General features: G+C 68.5%; 8 protein-coding genes. 1 reads left to right on the top strand and 7 read right to left on the bottom strand.

Translation table 11 applies throughout. The features are described from left to right. The 7 genes from ACWDD7_RS35540 to ACWDD7_RS35510 form a co-directional block, all read right to left on the bottom strand. On the bottom strand, positions 1–529 hold a 529-nt coding region (locus tag ACWDD7_RS35540), incomplete at its 3' end, for an ATP-binding cassette domain-containing protein (RefSeq protein WP_450460439.1). A 12-nt stretch (positions 530–541) separates the two neighbouring features. Next, positions 542–1,564 (bottom strand): ABC transporter ATP-binding protein, encoded by a 1,023-nt coding sequence (locus ACWDD7_RS35535; RefSeq protein WP_351870084.1) that lies wholly within the window; start codon positions 1,562–1,564, stop codon positions 542–544. Positions 1,565–1,576: 12 nt separating this feature from the next. Further along, positions 1,577–2,557: an ABC transporter permease gene (locus ACWDD7_RS35530; protein WP_285559561.1), complete on the bottom strand. Its 981-nt coding sequence runs from the start codon at positions 2,555–2,557 to the stop codon at positions 1,577–1,579. Between the two features lie 83 nt (positions 2,558–2,640). Further along, the gene (locus ACWDD7_RS35525) at positions 2,641–4,449 is read right to left on the bottom strand and encodes an ABC transporter substrate-binding protein (protein ID WP_450460438.1); all 1,809 of its coding nucleotides are present in this window, start codon (positions 4,447–4,449) and stop codon (positions 2,641–2,643) included. A 151-nt stretch (positions 4,450–4,600) separates the two neighbouring features. Then, positions 4,601–5,632, bottom strand: a complete 1,032-nt coding sequence (locus tag ACWDD7_RS35520; RefSeq protein WP_351870091.1) for an ABC transporter permease — start codon at positions 5,630–5,632, stop codon at positions 4,601–4,603. A gap of 546 nt (positions 5,633–6,178) precedes the next feature. After that, positions 6,179–8,086, bottom strand: a complete 1,908-nt coding sequence (typA, locus tag ACWDD7_RS35515; protein WP_392217525.1) for a translational GTPase TypA — start codon at positions 8,084–8,086, stop codon at positions 6,179–6,181. A 216-nt stretch (positions 8,087–8,302) separates the two neighbouring features. Beyond that, entirely contained in the window at positions 8,303–10,423 is a 2,121-nt protein-coding gene (locus tag ACWDD7_RS35510) for an ABC transporter family substrate-binding protein (protein ID WP_351870096.1), read from the bottom strand. 288 nt (positions 10,424–10,711) lie between these two features. Between ACWDD7_RS35510 and ACWDD7_RS35505 the strand changes: the two genes are divergently transcribed. Next, positions 10,712–10,999, top strand: coding sequence for a hypothetical protein (locus tag ACWDD7_RS35505; RefSeq protein ID WP_450460437.1), 288 nt, complete (start codon positions 10,712–10,714; stop codon positions 10,997–10,999). Positions 11,000–11,034: the final 35 nt, after the last annotated feature.

Genomic DNA, 11,034 nt, shown 5'->3' with positions numbered 1-11,034 from the left:
GGCCGCCGGAGAACTCGTGCGGGAAGCGGTTGTAGTGCTCGGGGTTGAGACCGACGATCTCCAGCAGCTCGCGCACGCGCTTCTCGCGGCCGCCCTCCGGGTTGATGTCGTTGATCTCCATCGGGCCGGAGATGATGGTGCCGACCGTCTGCCGCGGGTTGAGCGACGAGTACGGGTCCTGGAAGATCATCTGGATCTCGGAGCGGATCGGCGCCAGCTCCCTGCGCGAGGCATGGCTGATGTCCCGGCCCCGGTAGGTGACGGTGCCGGCGGTCGGCTCCATGAGCCGGGTGATCAGCCGGCCCGTGGTGGACTTGCCGCAGCCCGACTCGCCGACCAGGCCGAAGCTCTCGCCGGCGCGCACGGTCAGGTCGATGCCGTCCACGGCCTGCACCTGTCCGATGGTGCGGCGGATCGGGAAGCCTCCCTTGACCGGGAAGTGCTTGGTCAGCCCCGAGACCTGAAGCAGCGGCTCCCCGTCCCCGGCGCTCTGCTCGCGCTGGGCCGGAAGGACCAGGTCCTCTTTCATGGCAGTGTCCTCCTAGCCCAGTCGGGGCTTGATCTCCTCGATGAAGATGGTCCGCTTCTGGTCCGCGGTCAGATGACAGGCGGACCCCCGGTCGGTGGCGAGCGGCGGGCGTTCGGTCGTGCAGCGGCCCGCTCCCGCCACCCGGTCCTGGAAGGTGCAGCGTGGATGGAACCGGCAGCCGGACGGCGGGTTGAGCAGGGAGGGCGGAGTGCCCGGGATCGGGGACAGCTGCGCGCCGGTGTCGGAGTCGAGGCGCGGCATGGAGTTCAGCAGGCCCCAGGTGTACGGGTGTTGGGGCGAGCGCAGCACCTGGTCGGTGGTGCCCCGCTCGACCGCGCTGCCCGCGTACATCACCATGATGTCGTCGGCCATGTCGGCGATCACCCCCAAGTCGTGGGTGATGAAGATGATGCCCGATCCGAACTCCTGTTGCAGGTCCTTCAACAGGTCGAGAATCTGCGCCTGCACGGTCACGTCGAGCGCGGTGGTCGGTTCGTCCGCGATGAGCAGGTCGGGGTCGCAGACCAGGGCCATGGCGATCATGGCGCGCTGGCGCATACCGCCGGAGAACTGGTGCGGGTAGTCCTTCACCCGCTGCCGGGGGTTGGGGATGCCGACCTTGCCGAGCATCTCGACGGCGCGTTCCCAGGCCTCCTTCTTGGAGGCGCCGTTGTGCTTCATGTACGGCTCGGCGATCTGCCGGCCGACGGTGTAGTACGGCGAGAGCGCGGTGAGCGGGTCCTGGAAGATCATGGCGACCTTGTTGCCGCGCAGCTTCTCCAGTTCCGACTCGCGGGCGGTGGTCAGCTCCTGCCCCTCCAGCAGGATCTCGCCCTCGACGGTGGTGAACATGGGGTTGTGCAGGCCGAGGACGGTCAGGTTCGTCACCGACTTGCCGGAGCCGGACTCGCCCACGATGCCGAGCGTCCTGCCCCGCTCCAGGTCGAAGGAGAGCCGGTCCACGGCCCGTACGACGCCGTCCTCGGTCTTGAAGCTGACGTGCAGGTCCCGCACGGACAGGAGAGGGGTGCTCATCGATGTCTCTCCTCAGGCCAGCCGCACGCGCGGGTCGATGAAGGCGTACGCGGCGTCGACGACGATGTTGAAGAGCAGGATCATGGTGGCGGCGAACAGCATCACGCCGAGCAGCAGCGGCAGATCGCTGAAGAACACCGACTGCACGGCGAGTTGGCCGAGTCCCGGCAGGCCGAAGGTGTACTCGGTGATGATGGCGCCGCCGAGCAGGGAGCCGAGGTCGATGCCGAAGATGGTGACGATCGGGATCAGCGAGCCGCGCCAGGCGTAGCGGAAGAAGACGTACCGCCGGGACATGCCCTTGGCGCGGGCGGTGCGCACGTGCTCCTCCTGGAGCTGTTCGATCATCGCGGACCGTGCCATACGGGTGTACTGCGCGGCGAAGATCGTGGACAGCACGACCCAGGGGATGATCAGCCCGGTGAACCAGGTCAGCGGGTCGCCGGTGAAGTTGTTGTACGCGGGTTTGTCGAACCAGTGGGTCTGGTAGACGAGGAGCGCGAGCGCGAGCGGTCCGAGGAAGTAGATCTGGAGGGCGCTGACGACCATGGCGCCCGCGGTGGCCGTCTTGTCGACCAGTGTGCCGCGCCGCCAGGCCGCGAGCAGGCCGGTGCCGAGGCCGACGATCAGGAAGCAGACGGCCGCGCCCAGGGTGAGCGAGACGGTGGTGGGCAGCCGGTCCATCAGGGTGGACCAGACCGGGTCGTTGGTGTGGTACGAGTACCCGAAACAGGGGGCGGGGCAAGGGCCTTGGGCGAACTGGTCGCTGCCCAGGACGAGGTTGTGCAGGAAGATCCAGTACTGCTCGGTGAGAGGTTTGTCGAGGCCGAGCACGTGGTGGATGTTCGCGATGCTGTCCGGGTTGCAGGTCTTGCCGCACATCAGCAGCGCCGGGTCCCGGGGCACCCCGAAGAACAGCACGAACGTGACGATGCTCAGCAGAAACAGAATGACGACGGCACCGATGATCCGGCGGACGAGGAAGCGCAGCATGACAGGGCAGCTCTCAGACGTCGGCGGTCCGGGCGGTACCCGGCGCCCCGCGGTGCGGCGCGCCGGGTACCGGCGGGGAACGGTTACTTGATGTAGAGGCGACGCGGGTCGACGCCGCCGATCACGTCGTCGTAGACGAGACCGCCGACCTTGGAGCCGGCGATCTGGGTCCCCTTGTAGTACGCCGTCGGGACCTCGTTGACCACCTTGGTCAGCAGGTACTTGTCGAGCTTCTCCCACTCGGCCGCGGCTTTGACCGGGTCGGTGATGGTGTTGATGCGGTCGATCTCGCTGTTCACGTGCGGGTCGTTGATCTGCGAGTAGTTCGCCGCGCCGTCCGCGATCTGCCGGCCGTCGTACAGCGGCGGCATCACCGTGGACGGGGACGGCCAGTCGGCGCCCCAGGAGGTGTGGAAGATGTCGTAGGGGTTGTTGATCTTGGAGACCTGGTCGTAGAAGGTCTCGGCCGGGATCTCCTGGCGCTGGACGTCGAAGCCGGCCTTCTTCAGGCCCGCCGCCATGGCGGTGGAGTACTGCTGGCCCTCCTGGCTGTTGATGTAGCCGAAGGTCAGCTTCATGTTGAGCTTGCCGGCCGCCTTGAGCAGGGCACGGGCCTTGTCGGGGTCGCCCGCGGGCTTCTTCTTCTTGCCGTAGGGGTCGAAGGCGGGGTCGTAGCCGCTGACGGTCGGGCCGATGAGGCCGCCCGCGACCTGCATGGCGTCGGTGCCGCCGTAGGCGCGGACGAAGGGGGTGACCGGCAGGGCGTAGGCGATGGCCTGACGGACCCGGATGTCCTTCATCTCCGGCTTGCTCATGTTGATGTTCATCTGGCCCACGTACGGCTGGTAGCCGGAGACCACCCGGGACTTCAGCTTCGGGTCCCGCAGCACCTGGGACAGGTTGCCCGCGTCGACCTGGTTGCTGAAGCTGACGCCGGCCTGGTCGGGGCCGCTGTCGGCGAGCAGGGCCTTGGTGGATGCCTCGTACTGCTGGTTGAAGGTGATGTTGAACCGGTCCACGTACTGGTGGCGGATCGGGTCGGTCTTCGGGTCCCACTCGGGGTTCTTGACCAGCACCATCGACTTGCCGGACTTGAACGACTGGATCTTGTACGGTCCGGTGGTGACCGGGGTCTTGTCGTACTTCTCCTTGGTGTCGCCCTTGGCGGAGACGATGGAGTAGCCCGCCATGGCCAGCGTGTACGGCAGGTCCGGGTGGGGCGTCTTGAAGTGGAAGACGATGGTCTTGTCGTCCGGCGTGGACAGGACGCTGTCGGGCAGGTGCTTGCCCTTGTAGGGGCCGTCGGGCAGCAGCTTGCGGTAGCCGGTGCCACTGGTGTCGGCGAGCCACTGCTGGAGGTAGGTCGGGCCCTGGTTGATGAAGGGCGCGAAGAGCCTCTCGACGGTCTGCCGGACGTCCTTGGACGTGATCGGCGTGCCGTCGGCGAACTTGATGCCGTCCTTGAGCGTGTACTTCCAGGTCCTGCCGCCGTCGGTGGTGGTGCCGGAGTCGGTGGCGAGGTCGCCGACCACCTCGTGCCGCTTGCCGTCGTCGCTGGTGGCCTTGTAGCCGGTGAGGCCGCGGTCGAGCAGCTGGGCGACCGTCATCTCGTTGAAGACGTAGACCTGTGCCGGGTCCAGGTGCGCGTAGCTGTCGCGTTCGAGCACCTCCATGCTGCCGCCGGACTTGGCGCCGGGTACGGGAGCCGCCGGGCCGGTCGAGTCGGCCGCGTCGCCGAACTTGATGCCGGCCTGCTGGCGCTTGGCGTTCTGCTGGTCCTGCTTGTCGTTGCCGCCGCCGTCGCTGCCGCCCTTGCTGCAACCGGTGAGCACAAGAGCTCCGGCCGCGAGCACGGAGAGTGCGCCGTATGCGTGGCGTCCGCCCCTACTCATCACGAGGATTCCCACCCATCTGTGTGTCACCAGTGCGTTGTATGTGTCACCGGTACGAAAAGGACTCTGGCGTGGTACGAGGAGTGCTGAAGTGCCGTGCGGCGTGGGGGAGTCGCCGAACGGGCCCGTCTCCCGTCGGCGGCCGCGGTGGTCAGCGCGCGGTCTTGGGGTCGAACGCGTCGCGGACCGAGTCGCCGAGCAGGTTGAAGGCGACGACGAAGATGATCATCGAGACGCCGGGGAAGAACATGTAGGTGATGTCGTTCTGCATCACCAGCTCCGTGGATGCCTTGGAGAACATCTGGCCCCAGTCGGGCGTCGGTTCGACGATGCCCACACCCAGGTACGACAGACCCGCCTCCGCGGTCACGAAGTTGGGCAGCAGGTACGTGGCCTGCACCAGCAGCGGGGTGACGATGTTCGGCAGGATCTCCTTGCGGATGATCCGCCAGGGCGAGGCCCCGCTGACCTTGGCCGCCTCGATGAACTCCCGTTCGCGCAGGGCGAGTGCGGTGCCGCGCAGGATGCGGCCGAGGCCCATCCAGCCCAGGAACCACTGCACGATGATCAGCGCGACCACCCGGACGTAGGTCGGCGTCTCGTCGCGCGGGCTGACGAACAGGGAGACCACGACCGGCATGCTCGCGATGAAGAACAGCTGCGCGGGGAAGGCGAGCAGGAAGTCGATGACCCGGCCGATGAAGTAGTCGGTCTTGCCGCCGAGGTAGCCGGCCGCGACACCGAGCAGGATGCCGGTGACGACGACCGCGACGGTGACGGCGACCGAGATCATCAGCGAGGTGCGGATGCCGTAGATCAGCTTGGTGAAGACGTCATAGCCGTTGCCGGGTTCGAGCCCGAACCAGAACTGGCCGCTGATGCCGCCGTTGGGATGCACCGGCACGCCGGCGCTGTCGAAGAGTTCCGGGCGCTCGTCCGCGTAGACCGTGTACGGGTTCTTGCCGTACACCTTGGAGATCAGCGGGGCGAGCAGGCCGACCAGGAAGAAGAAGCCCACCACGTAGGCCGAGATCACGCCGGTGCGGTCGCGCTTGAAGCGCGTCCACATCAACTGGCCGGGAGACCGGCCCGTCAGCAGGGCGGCTTCGCCCTTCGCCTTCGGCCCTGGTTCGCCGGAGACGACCGCGGTTCCGCCGCCCCCCATGTCGATAGGACTTGTCACGGTTCGTCCGTTTCACAGGTATGGGTGTGAATGGTTCCCGGGTACTCCGAGGACGCGCGAATCCGCAGCCGGACGCGCGTAGCTCCAAGACCTGGTCACACGACGGGAAGCGAAGAACCGATCCACCTGTTGCTTACGACACCGCACATGGGTGTTCCTCCTCACGACTGCACGCGTTCACCTACAGGAGAGGGTTCTGGCCTTGCCTCCGACACCCCTGACGGAGGCTCAGACTCCCCCTGGTGCTCGTGAGTCGACGCAACTGTCCCCACAGCGCGTGACCCATTGACCCGAGCGCTACGCGGCTAACTATCTGCCATCGGCGGAACCACCGACCACTGCCCGTAGATCTCGATTCAGTCACAGCTGGCGCCCAGACCTTTTAAAATCTGGACAAAGTGTCCGCTCGTAGAAGGCGCGAAACGGACTTGTTACATGGGTATCGGGCAGCGGTCTCCGCATGCCGGACATACGCCACTGGAAAACGGGTTGCAAAAAACCCGGGTCCCCCCACCATGGGGGGACCCGGGTTCAAGTGGCCCTGGATCAGCCGTGCTTGGCGCGGCTCGCGGCGCGGGCACGCTCACGCTGGTCGAGGTTCACCTTGCGGATGCGAACGGCCTCCGGGGTCACCTCGACGCACTCGTCGTCGCGGCAGAACTCCAGCGACTGCTCCAGCGACAGCTTGCGCGGCGGCACGATGGACTCCGCCACGTCGGCCGTCGAGGACCGCATGTTGGTGAGCTTCTTCTCCTTGGTGATGTTGACGTCCATGTCGTCGGCACGCGAGTTCTCGCCGACGATCATGCCCTCGTAGACCTCGGTGCCCGGCTCCACGAAGAGCACGCCGCGCTCCTGGAGGTTCGTCATCGCGAACGCGGTGACGGCACCGGCGCGGTCGGCCACCAGCGAGCCGTTGTTCCGGGTCGTGAGGGTGCCGAACCAGGGCTCGTGGCCCTCGTGGATGGAGTGGCCGATGCCGGTACCGCGGGTCTGGGTCAGGAACTCGGTACGGAAACCGATCAGGCCGCGCGAGGGCACCACGAACTCCATGCGCACCCAGCCGGAGCCGTGGTTCGACATGTTGTCCATGCGGCCCTTGCGGACGCCCATGAGCTGGGTGACGGCGCCCATGTGCTCCTCGGGCACGTCGACGGTCATGCGCTCGACCGGCTCGTAGACCTTGCCGTCGACCTCCTTGGTGACGACCTGGGGCTTGCCGACGGTCAGCTCGTAGCCCTCGCGGCGCATCTGCTCGACCAGGATGGCGAGCGCCAGCTCACCACGGCCCTGCACCTCCCAGGCGTCGGGGCGCTCGGTGTCCAGGACGCGCAGCGAGACGTTACCGATCAGCTCGCGGTCGAGGCGGTCCTTGACCTGGCGGGCGGTGACCTTGCGGTCCTTGACGGCCGCCTTCGCGTCGGCGCCCTTGCCGGTGCCGCCGCGGCCGACCAGCGGCGAGGTGTTCGTACCGATGACCATGGAGATCGCCGGCTCGTCCACCGTGATCAGCGGCAGCGCGACCGGGTTCTCCGGGTCGGCCAGGGTCTCGCCGATCATGATGTCCGGGATACCGGCGACGGCGCAGATGTCGCCCGGACCGGCCATCTCGGCGGGCTTGCGGGTGAGCGCCTCGGTCATCATCAGCTCGGAGATGCGCACGTTGCCGACGGAGCCGTCGCGCTTGATCCAGGCCACGGTCTGGCCCTTGCGCAGCTCGCCCTGCTCGACGCGGAGCAGCGCGATACGGCCGAGGAAGTTGTCGGCGTCGAGGTTGGTGACGTGGGCCTGGAGCGGCGCCTTCTCGTCGTACGTCGGGGCCGGGATGTGCTCCAGGATCGTGGAGAAGAACGGCTCCAGGCTGTCGCTGTCGGCCGGGACGGTGCCGTCCTGCGGCTTGGTCAGCGAGGCGACGCCGTCACGGCCGCAGGCGTAGACGATCGGGAACTCGATCTGCTCCTCGTCCGCGTCCAGGTCGAGGAAGAGGTCGTACGTCTCGTTGACGACCTCGTCGATGCGGGCGTCCGGGCGGTCCGTCTTGTTGATGCACAGGATGACGGGCAGGCGCTGCTGGAGCGCCTTGCGCAGCACGAAGCGGGTCTGCGGCAGCGGGCCCTCGGAGGCGTCCACCAGCAGCACCACACCGTCGACCATCGACAGACCGCGCTCCACCTCGCCACCGAAGTCGGCGTGGCCGGGGGTGTCGATGATGTTGATGGTGATGGGCTCCCCGCCGTCCTTGGGGTGGTACTTCACCGCCGTGTTCTTGGCGAGGATCGTGATGCCCTTCTCACGCTCCAGGTCGTTCGAGTCCATCACCCGGTCGTCGACCTGGTCGAGCTGGTGGGCGGCGAACGCGCCGGCCTGCTTCAGCATGCCGTCGACGATGGTGGTCTTGCCGTGGTCGACGTGGGCGACGATGGCGACGTTGCGGATGTCGTGGCGCGTGGCCATAGTGCGGCGAACTCCCAGAGTGGTGAGAAGGCCCTGCTGCGACGTCTGTGTGACGCGGGCCTGCCGGGCTTGACACGCCACGGCCTCACCCCATGGTACGTGTCGTTTTCCGTCGAGGCTCGCCGGGCCGACCCGAGGGGCGCGGGACGTGCCCGTGCGCGGCCGTGCCGCGGGGGCGCGAGCGGCCTCCCGCGCACCCGCGGAAGGCGACGGCGATCAGCTCGCCTTCGGGCCCGGAGAGACCTTCGCCCCCTTCTTCAGGAAGCCCATGTCCTCGTAGACAGGCGTCTGGAATCCGAACGCCCCCGCGTTGACCAGGTTCTTCCGCGCCCCCACCAGCTGCGGCCGCTGGTAGAGCGGGATGGAGCCGGCGGTGGCCCAGATCCGGGAGTCGGCCTGCCGGATCAGCGACGTCGCCTCGCCCTCGTCGAGTGTGGTCGCCGCCTGCTCGAAGAGCTGGTCGACCTGGTCGGTGCCGACCCGCGTGTAGTTCTGCTCGACGTTCACCGAGCCGTCCGCGCCCGGTAGCGGCTTGGCGTAGATCGGCCGCGCGTCGGTCGCCGGGAAGGCGGAGGACGGCCAGGAGTACAGCGCGAGGTCGAAGTCGCCCGCGGCGATGTGGTCCTTGAAGTAGCTCTCGTCGGACACCTTGGTGATCGTCGTCGTGATCCCGAGCCGGTCCAGCATCGCGGAGATCCGTGTGGCCACGGTGTTCAGCGTGTCCGACCCGGGCCCCGACGGCAGGACGAAGCGGAGCGTGAGCGCCTTGCCGTCCTTGGCGAGCGGCCCGGTCCTGGCCCCGGCCGGGGCCGCCGTGCCCTTGGGGGCGTACGCGCCCGCCGCGCCCCCGTGCCGGCCCTCCTCCGCGAGGTGCCTGCCGCCGGCGTCGCCCTTGTCGTCCTCGCCGACGATGTACTCGCCGTCCCGGCCGCCGTCCGACTTCTCCTCGTGGTCGCTCTCGGGTCCGGCCGCCTTCTGCCCCTTCCTCTCCTCCTTGACCGGCCCGCCGGGCACCCACCCGGCGTCCGCGAGCAGCGCCTGCGCCGCCTTGGTGTCCTGCGCGCCCAGCGCCCCGCTGTCGTCGGCGTACGCGGGCTGCCCGGACAGGGCGAGGTGGCTGCCGACGGGAACGGCGGGCAGGCCCAGCGGGGTGAGCACCAGGCGGGCGAGTTCCTTGCGGTCCAGGGCGCGCGCGATGGCCCGGCGGACCCGCTCGTCGGTGAGCGGCCCGGACGCGCCGTTGAGGGCGAGCTGGGTGTAGGCGGGCTCCAGGGACTTGCGGACGTCGAAGGCCTGGAGGGCCGTCTGCTGGTCGAGGTACTCGGTGATGGCCCGGGCCAGCTTCGTGCGGCCCTCCTTCACGTCGCCCGAGTCGAGCCCGTGGGCACGCGCCCAGGAGCGCAGCGTCGCGAGCGACGTCCTCCCGCCGCCCTGGAGCGGGGTCGCGGTGCCCTTCTCGCGCGCGGCGAGCCCGATCCGCTCGGCGTCGGCCGGGTCGAGGTCGGCGAGGTCCGCGGTGCCGTCGGCGAGCGCGCTGACCCGCTTGTCGCGGGGCACGGAGTGCAGCACGATCTGGTTCAGCTTGGCCGGCCTGCCCCACCAGCGGGGGTTGCGGGTGAGGACGATGTCCTGGGCGATGGTGTCGACCTTGTCCACCTTGAACGGCCCGGCGCTGACGGCCAGCCTGCGGCGGGCGCCGTCGTTGAAGGCGTCCGGGGTGCCCATGACGTCCTTCGGGTACAGCGGCGAGAACAGCGACTTCCAGTCGGCGTAGGGGCGGGAGAAGGTGACCCGGACCTGGAGGTCGTTGGCACCGCGCTCGATCTTCTCGATGCGGTCGTACCCGGCGTTGCGCGCGGTCCAGTAGGCGCTGTCCTTGCCGGACAGGGCACGCCACTGGGCGACGAAGTCGGCGGCGCCGATCTCCCGGCCGTCGCTCCACACGGCCTGCTGGTTCAGCTTGTACAGCACCACCTGGCGCGGCTCGGTCTCGATGACCTTGGCGGACTCCAGGTAGGAGGGGTTGACGACCGGGCGGCCCGAGGCGTCCATCCGGAACATGGACGGCAGCACGGCCTGGGCGACGCGGGTGGTCCCGGTGTCGGCGTCGGCCTGGTAGGTGTTCAGCGTCTCCGGGAGGTCGTCCACGGCCCACTTCAGGGTGCCGCCGTCGGCCACCAGGCCGCGGGCGACCAGGTCGATGTCCTGCGCGGCGAGGGGCTTGGCCACGTCCTCGTCCGAGCCGCACCCCGCGAGCAGCGGTACCGCGAGCGCGCCCGCGGTGAGGAAGGCGGCCGAGCGCAGGGCCGCGCGCAGGCCGACGCCGTGGTGGGACATCTCTGCTACCTCCGGGAAGCCGCAAGCGATATGATCACGTTTGGCGGTATTTGGAGCTGATCAGATCTATGCGGCTACTGAAGAGGAAAGGATCCGCCGACCACGAGCGACACGGCGGCGACGGACGGCAAGCCCACCCGTGCGGCGCAAACACACCGGGACACGCACCCGCACGCCTGTCCAATCGATGCAGATGCCTTCACAGCGCCAGGTGTGACGCGCAACACTCTCAGGCGCATGAGCAATGCCGCCCGGGACCCGCAGCATCCGCGGAAGTGAGGGCACATCATGTCCGTGCACGACGACCTGACCATGGTCCAGCGCAGCCTCGACGAACTGCGGCGGTCGCTGGGCCGGCTGGAGCAGCAGCTCGGCGGTGGCCTGGAGATGCGCCGGGCCCGCCTGGACGCCGACCATCTGCGCGAGAGCGTGGCGCTGCTGCGCGAGTCGGCCGCCGCCCAGGGCTCCGCGAACCGGCCCGACCTCGTCACCATCTCCGACACGCCGTACGACATCAGCCTGTGGACGGACGCGGACGACGAGGGCCTGGGCGCCCGTGACCGGCACGCCCCCTGAAACGCCCCTTGTCCCCTGAGCCGACCGGAGTGCTG

The sequence above is a fragment of the Streptomyces sp. NPDC001056 genome, assembly GCF_053598955.1.
This window is presented reverse-complemented; position numbering and strand designations above follow the sequence as displayed.

Coding starts and splice junctions, on each gene's coding strand:
- ACWDD7_RS35535 (WP_351870084.1), bottom strand. CDS start 1,564: ATGAGCACCCCTCTCCTGTCCGTGCGGGACCTGCACGTCAGCTTCAAG.
- ACWDD7_RS35530 (WP_285559561.1), bottom strand. CDS start 2,557: ATGCTGCGCTTCCTCGTCCGCCGGATCATCGGTGCCGTCGTCATTCTG.
- ACWDD7_RS35525 (WP_450460438.1), bottom strand. CDS start 4,449: ATGAGTAGGGGCGGACGCCACGCATACGGCGCACTCTCCGTGCTCGCG.
- typA (WP_392217525.1), bottom strand. CDS start 8,086: ATGGCCACGCGCCACGACATCCGCAACGTCGCCATCGTCGCCCACGTC.
- ACWDD7_RS35510 (WP_351870096.1), bottom strand. CDS start 10,423: ATGTCCCACCACGGCGTCGGCCTGCGCGCGGCCCTGCGCTCGGCCGCC.
- ACWDD7_RS35505 (WP_450460437.1), top strand. CDS start 10,712: ATGTCCGTGCACGACGACCTGACCATGGTCCAGCGCAGCCTCGACGAA.